We start from the raw sequence: 19,877 nt of genomic DNA, 5'->3' as shown, positions 1-19,877 counted from the left end.
CCGTACCGTTTTCGTCATGAACGAGCACCCCTCCACCTCGCCGGCGGGCAAGCCGACGTCGTACTCCCGGGTCACCTTGAGCCGGATCATGACCGCAGTGGACGTCAACCTGTACGGCACCGTGCACGGTGGCGTGCTGATGAAGTTCGTGGACGACGTGGCGGGCGCTGCCGCCGCCCGGCACAGCGGCGGAACGGCGGTCACCGCGGCCATCGACGAGATCGTCTTCTCCGAGCCGGTCCGGGTCGGCGACCTGTTGCACGCGCACGCCCAGGTGAACTGGACCGGTCACAGCTCGATGGAGGTCGGGGTCCGGGTGGTGGCCGAGCGGTGGGACTCGGCCGAGGACGAGCCGTTGCGGGTGGCCACCGCGTACCTGGTGTTCGTCAGCGTCGACGTGGGCGGCGCGCCCCGCCCGGTCCGGCCGGTGCTGCCGGAGACGGTCGAGGACGAGCGGCGCTTCCGGGAGGCGGAGATCCGGCGGGCGCACCGGCTGGCCCGCCGCCGCGCGATCCAGGCCCATCGCGCCGGCTGACCCCCGCGCAGGGGCTCCGGCCCGACTCTCCCCGTGGCGCCGGGCCCCGGCGGCCGAGGTGTGAGTGCGCCGGCCGTCGCCCACACCGGTGGCCGCCCCGGCATGTGGCTCGGCCACGCCCCTTCCGGGGCGGCGGGTGCGGAGAATGGCGCTTCGACGTAAGAGGGTGGTTGAGAAGGCTCAACCACCCTCTAAGGCAAGATGGCGCCACGGCCCACGCACAGAGTCGTGTCCGGGCCAGGGGAGGGCAGAGCAGTGGGTGACGTGCTGTGGACGCCGCCGGAGGACGTACGTGAGCGGTCCCGGATCGGGGCGTACCTGCGCTGGCTGCGGGAACACCGCGGCCTGGACTTCGCCGACTACGACGCGCTGTGGCGCTGGTCGGTCACCGATCTGGACGCGTTCTGGCGTTCGATCTGGGACCACTTCGAGGTGGTGGCGCACACGCCGCCGACCGCCACGTTGACCGGCCGGGGCATGCCCGGGGCGCGGTGGTTCCCCGGGGCGACGCTGAACTACGCCGAGAACGTGCTGCGTATGCCCGGCCGCCTCGACGCCGACCCGGTGGTGATCGCGCACGGGCAGACCCGCCCGCCGGTCACCCTCACCGCCGCCGAGCTGCGCGAGCAGGTCCGGCGGGTCGCCGCGGGGCTGCGCCGGCTGGGAGTCGTCGAGGGCGACCGGGTCGCGGCGTACGCGCCGAACATCCCGGAGACGTACGTGCTCCTGCTCGCTGCGGCCAGCCTCGGCGCCGTCTTCACCTCCTGCGCGCCCGAGTTCGGCACGCGGAGCGTCACCGACCGGTGGCAGCAGATCGAGCCGACGGTGCTGGTCGCCGTCGACGGCTACCGGTACGGCCCGAAGGCGGTGGACCGGCGCGCCGAGGTGGCCGCGATCCGGGCCGCCCTGCCGTCGCTGCGGCACACCGTCGGCATCGGCTACCTCGACCCGGCGGCCGTGCCCGAGGGGGCGATCTCCTGGAGCGAGCTGGCCGCGCCCACCGACGAGCCGCTCACCTTCACCCCCGTCGCCTTCGACCACCCGCTCTACGTGCTCTACTCCTCCGGCACCACCGGCCTGCCCAAGCCGATCGTGCACGGGCACGGGGGAATCCTGCTCGAGCACCTGAAGATGCTCGCCCTGCACCACGACCTGGGCCCGGCCGACCGGTTCCTCTGGTTCACCACCACCGGCTGGATGATGTGGAACTTCCTGGTCTCCGGGCCGGCGGTGGGTGCGGCGATCGTGCTCTTCGACGGCAACCCGGGCCACCCGGACCTGAGCGCGCTCTGGCGGCTGGCCGAGGAGACCGGCACGACGTACTTCGGCACCTCCGCGCCGTTCCTGCTGGCCTGCCGGAAGGCCGGGGTGGTCCCGAAGGAGGTCGCCGACCTCTCCGCGCTGCGCGGCCTCGGCTCCACCGGCGCGCCGCTGCCCGTCGAGGGCTTCACCTGGGTGTACGAGACGGTCGGCGACCACCTGCAGCTCCAGTCCCTCTCCGGCGGCACGGACGTCTGCACCGGTTTCGTCGGCGGGGTGCCGCTGCTGCCGGTGCACGCCGGTGAGATCACCTGCCGGGCGCTCGGGGCGAAGGTCGAGGCGCGCGCGGCGGACGGCAGCGCGGTCGTCGACGAGCTGGGCGAGTTGGTGATCACCGAGCCGATGCCGAGCATGCCGGTGGGCTTCTGGAACGACGCGGACGGTTCCCGCTACCGGGAGGCGTACTTCGACGTCTATCCGGGGGTCTGGCGGCACGGCGACTGGATCACGATCAACTCCCGGGGCGGCTGTGTGATCACCGGTCGCTCCGACGCCACGCTCAACCGGGGTGGCGTACGCCTCGGCACGGCCGAGTTCTACTCGGTGGTGGAGGGGCTGGCCGAGGTGGTCGACTCGGTGGTCGTGCACCTGGAGGACGACGAGGGCGGCGCCGGCGAGCTGCTGCTCTTCGTGGTGCTCGCCGACGGGCTGGAGCTGGACGACGAGCTGCGGAAGAAGATCGCCCGGGAGCTGCGTACCGCGTTGTCGCCGCGGCACGTGCCCGACGAGATCCACCAGGTACGCGCGGTGCCGCGCACGCTCTCCGCGAAGAAGCTCGAGGTGCCGGTCAAGAAGATCCTCACCGGCACGCCGGTCGACCGCGCGGCCGCCACGGGAGCCCTCGCCAACCCGGAGTCGCTCACCGCCTTCGCGCAGCTCGCCCAGCGGCGCGCTCCGCAGGACGACCCCACCCCCGCCTGAGCCCCCGCGCCTCGACGGGGCGCGGGGGACGAGGTGTCAGGCGACGGTCCGGGTGACCTTCTCCGCGACCAGCCGGTCGGGGAGGCGGGTCGGGTCCAGGTTGCCGCAGAGCACGACGCTGGCGCCGACGGACAGGGGTGCGAGCAGCCACTCCACCGGCTCGGGGTGACGGGTCACGTCGATCAGCACCCGGTCGCCCCCGGCCAGGCCGAACTCCGTCGCACGCTTCCGCGCCCGGGCGAGCAGGTCCGCGTCGGCCGCGCCGCCCGAGGAGCGCGGGGTGAAGTGGTCGCCGTGGCCGCGTACCTCCAGCACGTAGTCGGCGAAGCCGGTGGGCACCTCGCGCATCGGCAGGGCGAACGGGTCGAGCGCGAGCGCGTACCGCTCACCGGCCGGCCAGGCGTCGGTCTCGGTCACCCGGGTCACGGCCGCGAAGAGCACGTCGACCGGGCCCGGCGCCTCGGCCACGGTGAGCCCGGCCGACCAGCAGCCGAGCAGCACCGCGGCGGTCTGCCAGTGCGGCGGAAGGAGCACCCCGGCGCTGTCGTCGGGCCCCACGGCCACCTCGTCGACGAGCAGGTTGGCCGTCTTGGCCACCCAGTTGGCCAGCGTCGCGCCGGAGAGTTCGGTGCGTTCGCCGGTGGCGTCGTCGTACCAGGTGAGCAGCGGTCGGGTCGGGTCGGGTGCGATCGCGTCGGCGAAGACCCGGGCAATGTTCTCGGCCATCGGCGCGAACGATACGCCGCCGCCGTCCGTACCTGATGGCGATGACAAGTACGCGTACCGTCGGGTCGCAGTCAGCGTCGAAGGTGGGCTGCGGCGTAGGCTTGCCACCGGAGTGTTGTTCCCCACAGACCCGCCAGCAAGGAGTCGCCCCGTGACCGCCGGTCGCCCGCCCCGCGTGCTCATCGACGCCACGAGTGTCCCCGCCGACCGTGGCGGCGTCGGTAGATACGTCGACGGCCTGCTCGGAGCGTTGGGCAAGGTCTGTGGGTCGGGTGTGGATCTGGCGGTGGTGAGCCTCCGCACCGATCTCGAGCGCTACTCGCGGATGCTGCCCGGCGCCGAGATCGTGCCGGCCCCGGCGGCGGTCGCGCACCGGCCGGCCCGGCTCGCCTGGGAGCAGACGGGGCTGCCGATGCTGGCCCAGCAGCTCGGCGCGCAGGTGTTGCACTCGCCCTTCTACACCTGTCCGCTGCGCGCGGGTTGTCCGGTCACGGTGACCGTGCACGACGCGACCTTCTTCACCGAGCCCGAGCACTACGACAAGTCGCGTCGCACCTTCTTCCGCAGCGCCATCAAGACGTCGCTGCGCCGGGCCGACCGGGTGATCGTGCCGAGCAAGGCCACCCGGGACGAGCTGATCCGCCTGCTGGACGCCGATCCGACCCGGATCGACGTGGCCTACCACGGGGTCGACCACGCCGCGTTCCACGCGCCCGGCGAGGAGGAGAAGGCTCGGGTACGCGCCCGCCTCGGGCTCGGCAGCAGCAGCTACATCGCCTTCCTCGGCGCCAAGGAGCCGCGTAAGAACGTCCCGAACCTTATTCGGGGCTGGGCGCGAGCGGTCGCCGACCGTCCGAACCCGCCCGCACTGGTGATCGCCGGTGGTCAGGGGCACGACGACGACATCGACCGCGCGGTCGCCGAGGTGCCCGCGCACCTGCGGCTGCTGCGTCCGGGTTATCTGCGCTACGCGGACCTGCCCGGCTTCCTCGGCGGGGCGTTGGTGGCCGCCTACCCGTCCTACGGGGAGGGTTTCGGGTTGCCGATCCTGGAGGCGATGGCGTGCGCCGCCCCGGTGCTCACCACGCCGCGGCTCTCGCTGCCCGAGGTGGGCGGTGACGCCGTGGCGTACACCAGCGAGAGCCCCGACCAGGTGGCGGCCGATCTGGCCGCCCTGCTGGACGACGAGCCGCGCCGGTTGACGCTGGCCAAGGCGGGCTTCGACCGGGCGAAGGAGTTCACCTGGGAGTCCAGCGCCGAGGTGCACATCGCGGCCTGGACGCGGGCCCGGTCCTGACGTCCGTCGAAACCGCCGGTTGGCACGTGCGTCGGTCGGGCATGATGTGCTGATGCTCTATGCCGTCATCCCGGCGGGAGGCAGTGGCACAAGGTTGTGGCCGCTGTCCCGTGCCGGGCATCCCAAGTTCCTGCACCCGCTCACCGGAACGTCCGCCTCGCTGCTGCAGGCGACGGTGGAGCGGCTGGCGCCGCTGACATCACCCGAGCGGACGCTGGTGGTCACGGGGGCTGCGCACGTGACGGCGGTGGCGCGGCAGCTCGCCGGCCTGCCGGAGGAGAACATCCTCGTCGAGCCGTCGCCCCGGGACTCCTGCGCGGCGATCGCGCTGGCCGCGGCCGTGATCGCGTTGCGGGACCCGGATGCGTTGATGGGCTCCTTCGCCGCCGACCATCTCATCGGCGACCCGCACCGCTGGGCGGAGACGGTGCGGGAGGCGATGCGCGGCGCCGAGCAGGGGATGCTGATGACGGTCGGGATCACGCCGACCCGGGCCGAGACCGGCTACGGCTACCTGGAGTGCGGCGACCTGGTGGGCAACGGCCCGATGCGCATGGTCGCCGAGTTCAAGGAGAAGCCCGCCGCCGAGGTGGCCGAGGCATACTTCCGCTCCGGTCGGCACCTCTGGAACGCCAGCATGTTCGTCTGGCGGGTGGACGTCTTCCTCGCCGAGCTGGCCCGGCAGCAGCCCGGCCTGCACGCCGGCGTCACCGCGATCTCGGCGGCGTGGGAAACCCCGGAGCAGGACGAGGTGCTGGGCGCGGTCTGGCCCACGCTGCCGAAGATCTCCGTCGACTACGCGGTCATGGAGGGTGCCGCGACGGCCGGGCGGGTGGCGACGGTCCCCGGTGACTTCGGCTGGAACGACGTCGGCGACTTCCACACGTTGGGCGACGTGCTGCCGGCCGACCACACGGGCAACGTGGTGCTCGGTTCGGCCAAACCGGGCGTCCTGCTGCGGGACAGCACGGGCCTCGTCGTGGTGCCGCACTCGGGGCGCCTGGTGGCCGCGGTGGGCGTGCACGACCTCATCGTGGTGGACACTCCCGACGCGGTGCTGGTCTGCCCGCGGGACCGGGCGCAGGAGGTCAAGGCCCTGGTCGACGAGCTCAAGGAGCGGGGCGAAGAGGACTACGTCTGAGCGACGCGAGGGCGGGCGCGACGAGCTGGGCGGTCCCGTCGGCCAGCGGCTCGGGCAGCCGCTCCGGCGGGAACCAGCCGAGCGCGGTGGACTCGTCGCTGACTTGCTCCACCGCGCCCGCCGGGGCCAGGATCGCGAACCGGACGTCGTAGTGCAGCGAGCCGCCCTGGCAGCCGACCGGGTGGATGTCCACGTCGATCGGGACGGGGTCGATCCGCAGTCCGCCGATTCCGGATTCCTCGGTCGCCTCGCGCAGCGCGGCGCCGGCGAGCGTCCGGTCACCGGCCTCGCAGTGCCCGCCGAGCTGCACCCAGCGGTGGAACTTCCCGTGCAGGCAGAGCAGCACCCGGCTGCCGGTCGGGTCCAGCACCAGCGCACTCGCGGTGACGTGCCCGGCGCGGTGCTCCCGGCTCATCGCGACCGGCCCGGCGGTGAGCAGGGCCAGGACGCGGTCCCGCGCGGCCCCGGCGGCGGGGCTGGTGGGACGCCAGTCGGTCAGCACCGCGGTCGCGTCGGCGTGCAGCGCGGCGTACCTGTCCTCGGCGTCGACCGTGGTCGTGGCCGGGCTGCTCTGCGAGTCGTTCAGGGCATCGGGCATTCCGACACTGTACGAGTAGATCGGGCATCGAGCTGGCAGGCCACTGCTCCCTGACCAGCCGGGCGGGACGGCCGGGTGGCACCCCTGCGGTGCAAGGGCCGCAGACCCTCGTGGCGCCGCCCGGCCGCCGGTCCTCCCCGGCCCCGGTGCCCGGCCGCGCTGCGCAACGGACGCGCCGACACCGGCGGGCACTGGAAGCATGCCCAACTCGCCCGGCGGACGTCGAGGTTTTTCAGCTCACGCTTAAAGATGGAGATAAGTGCCGGCCGGTAGAGTGCAAATGGTCGCCCGGCACCCCCCTGCCGGGCGAGCTGGAGCGCGCCATGTTGAAGATTTACTTTTCTGGCGAGGACGTCCTGCGGACCAGGGTCGCCCCGGCCGCCGACCCGGTCTGGGAGTTGGTCCTCAGCCTGCACCTCCTGCGAGGTCGCGGCCGGGACCCACTGATGGCCACCTGGCGGCGGACGGTGGCGCGCGGGCTGCGCCAGGAGACCGCCTTCGCGCAGCTGCGTCTGCTGTTCGCGTTGAACCCGCCGACGGGATACTTCCCCGACTTCCTCACCCCGTACGCCAGTGTCGACGGCTTCGAAGCGGGGCTGGAGGCGGTCCGCAGCACGCCCATCCCGCTGCTCCGTCGTGACCTGGCCGTGCTGGCCGGGGAGAATCCGCTGCCGTCGTCGGCATCCGCGCTGGCCAGAGGCGAGCCGGAGGTGCTGCGGGCGCTGACCGACTCGATGGAGCGTTACCGGTCGGTGGCGATCAGCCCGTACTGGGGGCGGATCCAGGCCGCGGTGGAGGCCGACCGGACCCGCCGGGCCCGGGCCCTGCTCGACGGCGGTGTGGAGGGGTTGCTGAGCAGCCTGCGGCCGAGCATGCGCTGGGACTCGGGTGTGCTGGAGGTGCACGACTACCCGGACAGTCGTGAGTTGCATCTGGACGGTCGTGGGCTGCTGCTCGTGCCGTCGTTCTTCTGTGCGCGTACCCCCGTGGCGTTGCTCGACCCGGCGCTGCCGCCGGTCCTGGCCTATCCGGTGGACCGGATGGGTGGGCTGGGGTCGTCCGGCGCCGAGGTCGGATCGGGCCCGGGCCGGGAGGCGCTGGCCGCGCTGCTCGGCCGGACACGGGCGGCGGTGCTGGCGGCCAGCCACGACGGCTGCACCACCGGGGAGGTGGCCCGGCGACTGAACATCTCACCGGCGGCGGCGAGCCAGCACACGGCCGTGCTGCGCAACGCCGGGCTGCTGGTCAGTCAGCGGGACCGCAACACGGTGCTGCACACGCTGACCCCGCTCGGCCGCGCGGTCCTGGACGCCTGACAACGCCGGACCGAGGCCGCCGGGCCGGTGGCGGAGCCGGCCCGGGACCGGTCAGACGGCCAGGGCGGCGCTCGCGGTGCTCGCCGCCGGAGGCGACAGGGCCAGCGACGGCACTCCCTCGACGGCCAGGGCGATCCGCAGCCGGTGCAGGTCGGCGCCGAAGCGGACCAGATCCTGAGCGCTCACCGGGGTCGGCGGCGAGCCGAGGATCAGCCGGGTGGCGCGCGACGGCCAGCCGGTGACGGTGGCGGCCAGTCCCGGGTATGCGTCCTCGTCGACGAGGGTGAAGACCGTCCCGGGCGCGACGGCCTGCGCGACCGCGTCGATCGCCCGCCGGACGGCGTCCGGGTCGGCCGGCTCCGCACCCGGACCGTCCGCGAGGACGGCCCCGGCGGCGAGGCCGGCGGCCCGCGCCTCCGCGGTACCGAGGGAGAAGAGGTCCTGTGCGGCGTCGCGGACCAGTACCGCCGCGCCGGCGCCGTCGTCGTCCCGGGTGGCGCCGAGGTAGCCGCGGATCACGGCGACGGGCACCTGGTCGATCTTGCCCTTGATCAGCTCGCCGGCGCCGGCCAGCTCGTCCACCACCGCCATCTCGGTCAGGGTGAGTTCGTTGCCGTACGGGTCGGTCTCGCCGCGGTGGTCGCGGATCGCGTCCATCCCGGCGACCCCGAGCGCCACGTCGGTGAGCCCGTTGCGCCACGGCCGGCCCATGGTGTCGCTGACGATCACGGCGACGTTCCGGTCGTAGCGCTCGCGCAGCGCGGCGCGCAGCGCCCGGGCCGAGGCGTCCGGGTCCTTCGGCAGCAGCACGAGCCGGGTCTTGTCGACGTTCGAGGCGTCGATGCCGGCGGCGGCCATCACGAAGCCGTGGTGGGTCTGCACGATCCGGGTGGCGCCCCGGCGGGCCACCACCCGGGCGGTCTCCGCGGTCAACACCTCGTCGCGGGCGGCCTGCCGCTCGGGCCCGTCGGCGGGGATGTCCACCAACCTCCCCTCCGCCTTGGACACGATCTTGCTGGTGACCACCAGCACGTCGCCGTCGCGCAGCCAGGGCGCCGCGGTGGCGATCAGCGCCGCCAGGTCGTCGCCCTCCGACACGTGGCCGATGCCGAGCACCGGCAGGATCTCCAGCTTCACCGCAGCTCCACCGCGGCGCGGACCATCGCCGCCGTCGCCGCCTCGTCGGTCATCCGCAGCGGTACCGCGCGGACCGTCACCTCCGGCACGAGGGTGCCCTCGTCCTCCTCCGCGACCAACCATCCGTCCAGCAGGCCACCGGCCGTCCGGCTGCCGTAGAGGCCGCCGACCCCGGCCGCGCTGCACTCGACCCCGAGCACGGCCAGGCACCGGTCGGCCATTCCGCGTACCGGCGCGCCGCCGATGATCGGTGAGACGCCCACCACCGGCGCCGGGCCGTCGGTGACGGCTTCCCGTAGTCCGGGTACGGCGAGGATCGGCGCGATGCTCACGACCGGGTTGCTCGGCGCGACCAGCACGATGTCGGCGGAGCCGATGGCGTCCAACACACCGGGCGCCGGCATCGCCGACTCCGCGCCGACGAAGACGAACCGGTGGGTCGGCACCTCGGCCCGGTGGCGTACCCACCACTCCTGGAAGTGGATCGCCCGCTGGGCGCCGTCGAGGTCGACCACCGCGTGCGTCTCCAGCCGATCGTCCGTCGCCGGCAGCAGGCGTACGCCCGGCTGCCAGCGGGTGGCGAGCGCCTCGGTCACGGCGGAGAGCGGATAACCGCCGCCGAGCATCGTGGTGCGCACCAGATGCGTGGCGATGTCCTTGTCGCCCAGGCCGAACCAGGTCGGCTCCGCGCCGTACGCGGCGAGCTCCGACTTGATCGTCCAACTCTCGCCGACCCGCCCCCAGCCCCGCTCCGGGTCGGCGCCGCCACCGAGGGTGTACATGACGCTGTCCAGGTCGGGGCAGATCTTCAGCCCGTGCAGGTAGAGGTCGTCACCGACGTTGACCACGGCGGTCACCTCGGCGCCCACCTGACGGGCGTACTCGCGTACGCCGACCAGGAACCGGGCGCCCCCGATGCCGCCCGCCAGAACCACGATGCGCATGTCGACCATCCTCCCGCACGCCACGCCTGCGGTCCTCCGGTGGCCCGGGAGACTAGGCTCACGTCCGGCAACTGTCCGCCTCGCCCCTGGGAGAGCTAGTGACCAGCCCCGCCGAGCCCGCGTCCGCCGACGCGACCCGGGCCCGCCAGCTGACCAAGCCGCTACGTGAGCTTGCCGCGTTCGCGCTGCTCGGCGCGAACGCCGTGTTCCTCTTCGTCGGCCTGATCCGGCTGCTGACGCCCACCGACTACGGCAGCTTCGGCGACCGCGCGGGCAGCGCCTTCTTCACGTTCGTCGGTCTCGAGGCGACGGCGCTGCCGCTGCTGGCCGTGTTGCTCGCCACGCACATCGAGCCGGTCCTGACGAAGGCGAAGACGATCACTCAGCTGGCGCTGGGCGAGTACGCCGTCGGCGCCCTCTTCGGCGCGCTGACCTTCCTGATCTGGATGGTGGGTCGGCTGGCCGAAGGGGAGGCGCTCGACGCCCTGCTCGGCCTGCTCAGCCGGCTGGCCTGGCTGGCGATCTTCGCGGTCGGGGTCTTCGCCGTCTACACGATCTGGCGGGCCTTCTACTACGTGCCGAAGCCCAAGCCGCAGCCCGGTGTCTACGGCGCCCCGCAGCCCGGCTGGCCGCAGCAGCCGGGCGGCTGGCCCGGTGCGGGTCAGCCCGGCGGCTACCCGGTTCCCGGCCAGCCCGGCGGGTACCCGGCGCCCGGTCAGGGGAGTGGCTACCCGTACGCCGGTCAGCCCGGCGCGTACGGCCAGCCGACCCCACCGTTCACGTCGGCGCCGCACTCGGCTCCGCCGGCCAACGTCGCGCCGCACTCCGCCCCGCCGGCGGGCCCGGCCCCGTCGGCCCCGCCGTTCGGGCAGCCGCCCTCGGCCGAGCCGACGCAGACGATCCCACGTCAGCCCGCCGAGCCCACCCAGGCGATTCCGCGCCCCGGCGACGGCGAGAGCGACCGGACCCAGTCGATCAACCCGGGTGACGATCCGAACACCCCGCACTGACCCGGGCACCGTCCGGCACCGTCCGCACACGTTCGGCGAGAGAGTGGGCTCCCCGTCGGGAGGCCACCTCTCGCCGAATTTTCTTCGCCGGGGCCGGCGGAGAGGTGTGGTTGCCCACGGTGGCGACGACGACGGCGGGGTGCAGCGGATCACCGCTTAGGCTGAGCGGATGGTTGATCGCACCGACTCCGCGCCGACCGAGGCGAGTGTGCGCCGGGCTCTGCGCCGCGCCGCCACCGGTCGGGCGTTGGACGTCGACGAGGCGACCGCGCTGCTCGGCGCGCGCGGCGACGCCCTCGACGAACTGCTCGGCTTCGCCGCCGGGATCCGTGACGCCGGCCTCCGTGACGCCGGTCGGCCCGGTGTCGTCACGTACTCCAAAAAGGTCTTCATCCCGCTCACCCGGTTGTGCCGTGACCGCTGTCACTACTGCACCTTCGCCACGGTGCCGCACCGCCTCCCGGCGCCGTTCCTCGACCGCGACGAGGTGCTGGCGATCGCCCGGGAGGGGGCGGCGCAGGGCTGCAAGGAGGCGTTGTTCACCCTCGGTGACCGGCCGGAGGAGCGCTGGCCGGCGGCCCGCCGTTGGCTGGACGAGCGCGGCTACGACTCCACACTCGACTATCTGCGGGCCTGCGCGGTGGCCGTGCTGGAGGAGACCGGGCTGCTGCCGCACCTGAACCCCGGGGTGCTCTCCTGGTCGGAGCTGCAACGGCTCAAGCCGGTCGCCCCCAGCATGGGCATGATGCTGGAGACCACGGCGACCCGGCTCTGGTCCGAGCCGGGCGGCCCGCACTTCGGCTCGCCGGACAAGGAGCCCGCCGTCCGGCTACGGGTGCTCGACGACGCCGGCCGGGTCGGCGTCCCGTTCACCACTGGCATCCTCATCGGCATCGGTGAGACGCACGCCGAACGGGTCGACGCGCTCTTCGCGATCCGCCGCGCCCACCGCGAGTACGGCCACCTCCAGGAGGTGATCGTGCAGAACTTCCGCGCCAAGCCGGACACCGCGATGCGGGGTATGCCGGACGCGGAGCTGCACGACCTGGCGGCCACGGTGGCGGTGGCCCGGCTGCTGCTCGGCCCGGGGATGCGGATCCAGGCGCCGCCGAACCTGATCGAGGGCGAGTTCGACCTGCTGCTGCGGGCCGGCATCGACGACTGGGGTGGCGTCTCCCCGGTCACTCCCGACCATGTGAACCCGGAACGTCCCTGGCCGCAGCTGGACGAGTTGGCGCGGCGTACGGCCGACGGTGGGTTCGCCCTGCGTGAGCGGCTGACCGTCTACCCGGAGTACGTCCGCGCCGGCGATCCGTGGCTCGACCCGCGCCTGCTGGCGCACGTGACCGCGCTGGCGGACGGGGTGACCGGGCTGGCCGTCGAGGACGCCCGCCCGGTGGGCCGGCCGTGGCAGGAGCCGGAGGAGGTCTTCGGCGGGCGGACCGATCTGCACGTCACGATCGACACGGCCGGGCGTACCGGCGACCGGCGGGGCGACTTCGACAGCGTCTACGGCGACTGGGCCGAGGTCGCCACGAAGGTGACCGCCGCTCCGGCGACGTCCGGTGCGGGCGACCACGACCTGCGGGCCGGTCTGCGGCTGGCCGCCGACGACCCGGCTGCCCTGCTGGAGCCGCGGCACACCGACGCGGCGCTGGCGCTCTTCGGCGCGGACGGTCCGGGCCTGGACGAGCTGTGCCGGATCGCCGACGACGCGCGCCGCTCGGCGGTCGGCGACGACGTGACGTACGTGGTCAACCGCAACATCAATTTCACAAACGTCTGCTACGTGGGCTGCCGGTTCTGCGCGTTCGCCCAGCGGGAGCGGGACGCGGACGCGTACCGGCTCTCGGTCGACCAGGTCGCCGACCGGGCCGAGGAGGCGTGGGCGGCCGGCGCGACCGAGGTCTGCCTGCAGGGCGGTATCGACCCGAAGATGCCCGTGACCGGGTACGCCGACATCGTCCGGGCGATCAAGGCGCGGGTGCCGGAGATGCACGTGCACGCGTTCTCGCCCATGGAGATCGTCACCGCCGCCGCGAAGGCCGGCGTGCCGGTGCGGGAGTGGCTGACGCAGCTGCGGGAGGCCGGTCTGGACACCATCCCGGGCACCGCCGCCGAGATCCTCGACGACGACGTCCGCTGGGTGCTCACCAAGGGCAAGCTGCCGGCCGCGGCCTGGGTCGAGGTGGTCACCACCGCGCACGAGCTGGGCATCCGGTCCAGCTCGACCATGATGTACGGACACGTCGACCATCCCGCGCAGTGGCTCGCCCACTTCCGGGTGCTCGCCGGGGTGCAGGACCGCACGGGTGGCTTCACCGAGTTCGTGGCCCTGCCGTTCGTGCACACCAACGCTCCGATCTACCTGGCCGGGATCGCCCGTCCCGGGCCGACGTGGCGGGAGAACCGGGTGGTGCACGCCATGGCGCGGCTGTTGCTGCACGGTCGGATCGACAACATCCAGTGCTCCTGGGTGAAGCTCGGCGACGCCGGCACGGTCGCCATGCTCCAGGGCGGCTGCAACGACCTGGGCGGCACCCTCATGGAGGAGACCATCTCCCGGATGGCCGGCTCGGCCAACGGGTCGGCGCGTACGGAGGAGCAGTTGCGGGCGATCGCGGTGGCGGCCGGACGTCCGCCGCGGCGACGGACCACCGCGTACGGGACCGTGCGTTCCTGAGATCGGGCCCTTCCCCGGTGGACCTGCCCGGGGCGCCGGCGGCGACGAGTACCGCCGCCGGTGCCCGGGTGGGACCGGTGGCGGCTCGCGAGCCGGCCTCCGCCCGGAATCGTCCGGCGCGGATCGTGCGATTCGGTGCGGCCGTACGCCTCGACCTCGATCGACCTCCGTCGCTGCTCGCCGGGTGATCCCTTTCGCGACCCTTGGCTCGCCGTCCGTCGGGCCGGGCGCTCGGGCCCGGTGCGGGCCGCTCGACGGGCCGGGTCGAAAAGGGGGTGTCGGGAAGCGGCGGGGAATTCCACTTCCTGATCATCGAGGGGGTGGCTTTCTCGGACCTCTCCGTTCGGCGTGGCGGCCCGTCCGGCAGCGGATCATGATCGGGCAACCAGTTGTTCAAGATGCCGGCCGCAATCGTCGTTCGGAGTAAGCCCGGGGTGGTTCGCCGCTGCCTGCCGCCGGGGGCGGGATCGCGCTTCGGGTCGGTCGAGCCGGGTCGGCCGCGCACTCGCCGGGTGGGCCGTGTGCCGCCCTCCAGCAGGCCGCGCCGCGGCGGCGGGTCGGGGCGACGTACCGCCTGATGGGAAGAGCGGGGGTGCGTCACCGTACGGTTGCCGGCCCCGGGCATGCGGTTCGAGCAGCCCGTCTCCGGCTCGCCCGAACTCCGTCCACACTCGTCCGCGGCTCCACGTCCACATGGTGGACGCGGAGAGGTCGGCGGTGGTCGCTCGACGGGCGGTCCGTCGCGAGTCGCGTTAACCTGTGCCCCACCAAGATCAGCAGTGCTGTCCGGGTGCGCCCCTGCGGCGTTTCGCGACCGCTCCGACGCGGCCGGCGCCGGTACGCCACGGGGAAAATCTCCGGCAACTCGCCGGAGAGGGCGTTACTCGGCCGGGGTCTGAATCGATAGGGCAGGTTGCGAGGCCGGGTGGTCGGATGGCCGTCCGGGTCATGTCGGGAGGACGACTCCATTATCAAGTTTGGCTTGACGGCGCACGTATTACACACGTGTAATTTGAATGGGGTTGTTCGCACGGAACGCATCAAACCGGACCGGACGGACACGCACGCCTTTCGCGTGGGGGGTTGCAGCGGCGATGACGCCGGTGCGCGACAAGGAGGCATTTGATGGACGGCCAGCTTGAGGTGGCCGACCTGCTCGGAAACGCGCCGGAGTGGCAGGAGCGGGCGCTCTGCTCGCAGACCGACCCGGAGGCGTTCTTTCCCGAGAAGGGCGGCTCGACCCGTGAGGCGAAGCGGATCTGCTCGCGTTGCGAGGTCAAAACGGAGTGCCTCGAATACGCTCTCGGCCACGACGAGCGGTTCGGGATCTGGGGCGGCCTCTCCGAGCGGGAGCGGCGCAAGTTGAAGCGGCGGGCCGCCTGATCGACGCGTAGCCCGGGCGGTGGGGGCCGCCCGGGTGAGGCGTCAGACCACGGCCTCGACCGACGGGCTCAGCACGACCGGCTCCCGTGGGGGCGGGACGGTCAGGCCAGCTCGTCCGGGTCGACTCCGAGCAGGTTCGCCACCTGCTCGATGATCACGTCGTGGACCAGGTCGGCGAGATCCTCGCGGTCCATCGCCCGGAACTCCAGCGGGCGCCGGTAGAGCACGATCCGAGGCGGCACCTCCTGCCGGCCCGGCCGTCCGGGCAGCAGGCGGGCCAGCGGCACTTCGCCGTCCTCGAGCACGTCGGAGTCGTAGACGTTCAGGTCGGGCGGGACGTCCTCCACCGCGAACTCGACCCCGGCCAGCTCCTTCGCGAACCGCCGCTCCAGCGTCTCGACGGTGTCCAGGACCAGGTCGTCGAAGACCTCTGCCTTCGTCCTGGCCAGCGGTACGGTGGCCGGCACCAGCCGCCCGCGCAGGCCGCGCCCGTGCCGGTCGCGGTGTGCGCGCCGGCCGGAGCCGGGGCGGCGGTGTTCCGGGCTCGTCATGAGGCAAAGGGTAGCCCCCGGGCGACCCCGCCCTGCGGCACCGCCAGCGTTCGGGCGTGCCGGGACCGGACCCGGGCACCGGCGCGGCGAATTGTGATCACCGTGACGGGCGTGTCGCAACGCGAACCGGTGCGCCGGACCCGGTAATGGAGATACCCTGCCGCCGTGAGGTCACCACGGCGCTGCTCCCGAAACGGCTGCCCCCGGCAAGCGGTCGCCACATTGACCTATGTCTACAACGAGTCGACCGCGGTGGTCGGCCCCCTGGCGGCCTTCGCCGAGCCGCACACCTACGACCTCTGCGAGCCGCACGCCCGCAGCCTGACCGCCCCGCGGGGCTGGGACGTCGTCCGGCACGAGGGCGAGTTCGAACCGCCGCCGCCCACCACCGACGACCTGGTCGCGCTGGCCGAGGCGGTCCGGGAGGCGGCCCGTCCGGCACCGCGTCCGCCCGAGGACGACCAGGACAAGCAGGCGCATTCGACCGGGCGCCGGGGCCACCTGCGGGTCATCCCGCCGAACCTCTGAGCGCCGGACCGCTGAGCGCTGGGCGGTCCGCGCGTCGCGTCTCCGCCGCCCGCTCGCGGCCGGGTCAGCCGAGCGGCACCTGCACCGCTACGTCGTGCCTCGGGTAGTAGTCCTCCACCTGCTCCGCGCCGTACTTCTCCCGAAAGAGCGACACCACGTGGTCGACCCGATCCGGGTCCTCGATGGTGGTCGCGGTCGAGTTCACCGCCGTACCGTTCGCGGAGAGGCGGATCACCGGCGTCTGCCGGACGTTCTTGTACCAGTCACTGTCGAGGCCGGAGACGGGCACCAGGAACATGCTCTGCTCCTCCTGCACGAACCAGACCGGGTGGGAGATCTGCCGCCCCGTCCGCCGGCCGGTCACGGTGATCTCGACCTCGCGCTCGTGGGCGAAGGCGTCCATGGCCTCGGTACTCATGCGGGCCTCCGTCGACGTCGCTGAGCTGCTCCTGCCTGTCAGGCTAGATATCGGGACGCCCACCCGGAGCCGGTTCCGGCAGACCGGCCGATCGACGTACCACCTGATCGGGGTCGAGAATCCTTGCGGTCACTTGGCATAGTGCCCTGTGCGACGCCGACCCCCAGCGGAGGGCTGCTCAGTGGATATCGCGACTGAGATCGGTGCGGAGCACCTCGAAGCGCTCGGCGAGGGCGACCTGCGGCCACTGCGTCGCTGGCTCGCCGGGCGGCTGTGCCGGCCCGGCGGTCTCGCCGCCGAGGAGTTCGACCTGCTCGCCTCCCTCTCCACCTGGGACTCGGCGCGGGTGGAGCAGCCGCAGCTGCGATCGGCGATCGAGCGGGCGTTGGCGGTGGCCGCGCCCCTGCCGGGAGCGGCGCCGGGCCTGCTGCTCTACCTCGAGGCGCTCTTCGAGGAGTACTGGGAAGAGGCCTGGGACATCGAACCGGCGCTGGAGCACATGCGGTTCGTGGGCGAGCGGTGGTCGCGGCTCACGGCGCAGGGGCAGGCCGTCGACGAGGCGACGGCCGGGCTGGTGCTGCAGATGATCGAGCTGCTGGCCGTCGAGATGGTCTGCTACGACGCCGGCTACGCCGGCTCCCTCGCCACCTGGTCGGAGCTGGCCGCCCGGGTGGCCGACCGGGCCGAGCGGATGCTGGCCGACGCGATCTCCTGCCCGCGCTCCCCGTTGGTGTCGTCCGTGACCGAGCAGGCCGGCGGCGACGTCCGTTACTACCGTGCGCTCTCCCTGGCGGCACGGGCGGTCTTCGACCACTTCAGCACGGGCGAGAGCGAGGTGGGCGGTGCGATCCGGGCCCTGCACGACGCGGAGGAGCGGCTGCCCGACGGCATCGACCGAAGCGAGCTGCGGGCCCACCGCTTCGCGCTGGAGACGCTCGCCGCCTCGGTCGAGCGACCCTGGCTCCGGATCGAGCACGGTCAGGTCGTCTACCTGTACCCCTTCGGCCTGTACGAGGACGTGGCCGGTGACGGGACGTCGGCCGGGACGCCGCCGAGCGCGGTCAGCCTGCCCCAGGAGCTGATCAACACGGCCCGCTGGGCCGCGTTCGACTGGACCATCGCGGGCTGCTCGATCAGCGGACATCCGCAGGCGTACGTCTCGGACGACCTCTCGCTGAGCGACATCTGGAAGGGCGACGACCCACTCGACCGGCAGTTCCGCGGCATGACGATCACCCTGCCCGACCTGGAGGTCCGGGACGTCGACCGGCCCGACGCCGAGCCGCAGACCTTCACCGTCGAGCTGCGGCTGTCCGAGTTGGGCAACCACTTCCTGCGTATCGTCGGGCAGCTCTCCGAGGCCACCCCGCCGCAGGTGTACGCGGCGATGGTCCGGGTCGCCCCCGAGGCCGGGAACCTCGCCCAGCTCGGCACCCCACTGCGGATGGCCGAGGCCGGACCGTCGGCTCCGCAGTGGCAGCGACTGTCGGACTTCGCGAACCAGGTGATCTCCGATCTGGCCGGGCAGCTCGCCCGGACCACGGACCGGCAGGTCCGGTGCAGTGGACGTCCGGGCATGTACCACGTGCTGCTCTCCGTCGACCGGGCCGGCCTCGTCTCACCCTCGACCGGCGTGGTCGAGCCGGTTCGTACCGCCGCGGAGCTGCTCTCGGCGTTCGGCGCGCAGCCGCTCTGCAACCCCGTACGGGACGGGATGAGCGCCGTGGCGGAGTGGCTGCGCTATCCCATCGACGCGGCGCGGCTCCCCGTCGTGGACGTGCCCGGCTTCGCCGGTGACCTGCTGCTGCGCAGCTGCAACACGACGTTGATGATGACGCCGGGCAGCCCGAGCTACATGATGCGCTCCCTCGCCGAGACCGCCGAGTTCGTGGCCTCCCTCGAAGGCATGTTCGCCGGCTGGCAGGACCAGCTGGGCGGCTACCACCAGGCCGTGCTGGAGCAGTTGGCGGAGATGACCACACGGCTGGACCGGGGCCGGGCCGAGCTGGACGCGGCCGAGATCTCCTCGGCGGCGCACCGGCGGGACGTCGAGGAGCTGACCGACCTGCAGGGGCGGCTGGAGGCCCAGCAGCTCCGGATGCACGGCTTCGTCATGTCCAGTCGTACCGTCCTGATGTTCCTCACCGCGCCGTCGCTGGTCACCTCCCCGGCGATCCGGGTGACGATCGACCGGCTGCTGGTGGCCGCGCGCTTCGGTGAGCTGCGCGCCGAGTTCGAGGACATGGTCGACAAGGTTCTCGCCGACCGGGTGGGCGCGCTGGTGGAGGCGTCGATGCGTCGTCAGCAGGAGTGGGCGCTCGCGGCGGCCCGGGCCGCGCGGGAGCGCGAGGAGGAGGAGCTGCGGGTGCGGCGGTTCCGCGAGGAGGCGGCCGCGCGGCGGCGCGCCGAGCGCGAGCGGGTGAACCGCCGGCGGATCGACATCCTGCTGGGCGTGGCCGCCGCGGTCGGTCTCTCCGGCGTGATGCAGCTGATCCAGGCGGGGTACGACCTGCACGACCTCTGGGCGCTGTCGCTCGCCGTCGGGGTGCTGCTCCTCGCGGCGGCGTTCGGCTTCACGCTGCACTTCATGTCCCGCGACCGGCGGGGCCCGCGGGCGCGTTCAGCGGTCGGATCGGTGGACGACGCCGGTAGCGTGACCGGATGAGGATCACCCGGGTGACCGACGACGCCACCACCGACCTGCTCTACCGGCAGGTGCTGCTCCCCTCGTTCCCCGACGAGCAGCTGGTGACGCGGGAGAGTCTCCTCACCGACCTGCACGAGGGAGCCGGCGAGGTCTTCGTCGTCCGGGACGAGGCCGGCACGCTGCTCGGCGGGGCCGTCGGATCGTGGTACGAGGACGGCCGGGTGATGCTGCTCAGCTACCTCGCCGTGACCGAGGCGAGCCGGGGTACCGGGGCGGGCACCCTCCTGCTAGGCAACCTCGTGCCCGAGTGGGCCAAGCGGTACGACCCGTGCCTCATCCTGGCCGAGGTGGAGCGTCCGGACCTGCACACCGGCAACTCGGCGCACGGCGACCCCGAAGCACGGCTGCGCTTCTACCACCGGCTCGGGGCGCGGGCCCTGGACCTGCCGTACTTCCAGCCGGCCCTGGATCGGCAGAAGGCCCGGGTCCCCGGGATGTTGCTGTTGCTGCTGCATGCGGCGCCCGAGTTCGCCGGCGAGCGGCCGGAGAGCGTGACGGCGGGCCCGCTGCGCGACTTCCTCACCGAGTACCTGGTCGAGGCGGAGGGTGAGGTCGCGCGGCAGGACCCGGCGATCGGCGCGCTCTGGCAGGGGCTGGAGCGTGCCGGCGGCGTCGCCGTACTGCCGGTCGACCGGTACGAGCAGATCGCCGCCGGCTGACGC

Annotated in this window: 17 protein-coding genes; 11 read left to right on the top strand and 6 right to left on the bottom strand. The window is 73.0% G+C overall.

Features of this window, described 5'->3' with window-relative positions:
- Window positions 1-16: 16 nt before the first annotated feature.
- On the top strand, window positions 17-535 hold the full coding sequence (locus D7044_RS27840) for an acyl-CoA thioesterase (protein ID WP_120690651.1): 519 nt from the start codon (window positions 17-19) through the stop codon (window positions 533-535).
- 255 nt (window positions 536-790) lie between these two features.
- The gene (locus D7044_RS27835) at window positions 791-2,776 is read left to right on the top strand and encodes an acetoacetate--CoA ligase (protein ID WP_120690650.1); all 1,986 of its coding nucleotides are present in this window, start codon (window positions 791-793) and stop codon (window positions 2,774-2,776) included.
- A 36-nt stretch (window positions 2,777-2,812) separates the two neighbouring features.
- On the opposite strand, the gene D7044_RS27830 is transcribed toward D7044_RS27835, so the two are convergent.
- Window positions 2,813-3,502 (bottom strand): TIGR03089 family protein, encoded by a 690-nt coding sequence (locus D7044_RS27830; protein WP_120690649.1) that lies wholly within the window; start codon window positions 3,500-3,502, stop codon window positions 2,813-2,815.
- A 151-nt stretch (window positions 3,503-3,653) separates the two neighbouring features.
- Here D7044_RS27830 and D7044_RS27825 point away from each other — a divergent pair, with 151 nt between their 5' ends.
- Entirely contained in the window at window positions 3,654-4,799 is a 1,146-nt protein-coding gene (locus D7044_RS27825) for a glycosyltransferase family 4 protein (protein WP_120673278.1), read from the top strand.
- Between the two features lie 52 nt (window positions 4,800-4,851).
- Window positions 4,852-5,940, top strand: a complete 1,089-nt coding sequence (locus tag D7044_RS27820) for a mannose-1-phosphate guanylyltransferase (RefSeq protein WP_120673909.1) — start codon at window positions 4,852-4,854, stop codon at window positions 5,938-5,940.
- Here the strand turns inward: D7044_RS27820 and D7044_RS27815 are convergent.
- On the bottom strand, window positions 5,909-6,442 hold the full coding sequence (locus tag D7044_RS27815; RefSeq protein WP_411711005.1) for an NUDIX hydrolase: 534 nt from the start codon (window positions 6,440-6,442) through the stop codon (window positions 5,909-5,911). The genes D7044_RS27820 and D7044_RS27815 overlap by 32 nt on opposite strands.
- A gap of 419 nt (window positions 6,443-6,861) precedes the next feature.
- Between D7044_RS27815 and D7044_RS27810 the strand changes: the two genes are divergently transcribed.
- Window positions 6,862-7,854 carry an ArsR/SmtB family transcription factor gene (locus tag D7044_RS27810; protein ID WP_120690647.1) on the top strand — a complete coding sequence of 331 codons (993 nt, stop codon included), beginning with the start codon at window positions 6,862-6,864 and terminating at the stop codon, window positions 7,852-7,854.
- A gap of 51 nt (window positions 7,855-7,905) precedes the next feature.
- Here the strand turns inward: D7044_RS27810 and D7044_RS27805 are convergent, their stop codons facing one another.
- Window positions 7,906-8,991 (bottom strand): coenzyme F420-0:L-glutamate ligase, encoded by a 1,086-nt coding sequence (locus tag D7044_RS27805; protein WP_120690646.1) that lies wholly within the window; start codon window positions 8,989-8,991, stop codon window positions 7,906-7,908.
- On the bottom strand, window positions 8,988-9,935 hold the full coding sequence (gene cofD, locus D7044_RS27800) for a 2-phospho-L-lactate transferase (RefSeq protein WP_120690666.1): 948 nt from the start codon (window positions 9,933-9,935) through the stop codon (window positions 8,988-8,990). Before cofD ends, D7044_RS27805 begins: the two co-directional genes overlap by 4 nt.
- A 98-nt stretch (window positions 9,936-10,033) precedes the next feature.
- Between cofD and D7044_RS27795 the strand changes: the two genes are divergently transcribed.
- From D7044_RS27795 to D7044_RS27785, 3 genes are all read left to right on the top strand, one after another.
- Window positions 10,034-10,945, top strand: a complete 912-nt coding sequence (locus D7044_RS27795) for a hypothetical protein (protein ID WP_120673274.1) — start codon at window positions 10,034-10,036, stop codon at window positions 10,943-10,945.
- A gap of 169 nt (window positions 10,946-11,114) precedes the next feature.
- Window positions 11,115-13,628 carry a bifunctional FO biosynthesis protein CofGH gene (locus D7044_RS27790; protein ID WP_120690645.1) on the top strand — a complete coding sequence of 838 codons (2,514 nt, stop codon included), beginning with the start codon at window positions 11,115-11,117 and terminating at the stop codon, window positions 13,626-13,628.
- A 1,125-nt stretch (window positions 13,629-14,753) separates the two neighbouring features.
- The gene (locus D7044_RS27785; protein WP_007455784.1) at window positions 14,754-15,011 is read left to right on the top strand and encodes a WhiB family transcriptional regulator; all 258 of its coding nucleotides are present in this window, start codon (window positions 14,754-14,756) and stop codon (window positions 15,009-15,011) included.
- A 101-nt stretch (window positions 15,012-15,112) separates the two neighbouring features.
- On the opposite strand, the gene D7044_RS27780 is transcribed toward D7044_RS27785, so the two are convergent.
- Window positions 15,113-15,562: a metallopeptidase family protein gene (locus D7044_RS27780; RefSeq protein WP_074316962.1), complete on the bottom strand. Its 450-nt coding sequence runs from the start codon at window positions 15,560-15,562 to the stop codon at window positions 15,113-15,115.
- A gap of 165 nt (window positions 15,563-15,727) precedes the next feature.
- Here D7044_RS27780 and D7044_RS27775 point away from each other — a divergent pair, with 165 nt between their 5' ends.
- Window positions 15,728-16,090 (top strand): DUF3499 domain-containing protein, encoded by a 363-nt coding sequence (locus D7044_RS27775; protein WP_120673272.1) that lies wholly within the window; start codon window positions 15,728-15,730, stop codon window positions 16,088-16,090.
- 64 nt (window positions 16,091-16,154) lie between these two features.
- On the opposite strand, the gene D7044_RS27770 is transcribed toward D7044_RS27775, so the two are convergent.
- Window positions 16,155-16,508, bottom strand: coding sequence for a nitroreductase/quinone reductase family protein (locus D7044_RS27770; protein WP_120673271.1), 354 nt, complete (start codon window positions 16,506-16,508; stop codon window positions 16,155-16,157).
- Window positions 16,509-16,689: 181 nt separating this feature from the next.
- Between D7044_RS27770 and D7044_RS27765 the strand changes: the two genes are divergently transcribed.
- A complete protein-coding gene (locus D7044_RS27765) occupies window positions 16,690-19,173 on the top strand; it encodes a hypothetical protein (RefSeq protein WP_120690644.1) in 2,484 nt (827 codons plus the stop codon).
- The gene (locus tag D7044_RS27760; protein ID WP_120673269.1) at window positions 19,170-19,874 is read left to right on the top strand and encodes a GNAT family N-acetyltransferase; all 705 of its coding nucleotides are present in this window, start codon (window positions 19,170-19,172) and stop codon (window positions 19,872-19,874) included. The genes D7044_RS27765 and D7044_RS27760 overlap by 4 nt, the downstream gene beginning before the upstream one ends.
- Window positions 19,875-19,877 lie beyond the last annotated feature (3 nt).

The sequence above is a fragment of the Micromonospora musae genome, from assembly GCF_003626635.1.
Classification (GTDB): Bacteria; Actinomycetota; Actinomycetes; order Mycobacteriales; family Micromonosporaceae; genus Micromonospora; species Micromonospora musae.
Note: the sequence above shows the minus strand (reverse complement) of the source record. Positions and strands in the feature narration are given on the sequence as shown.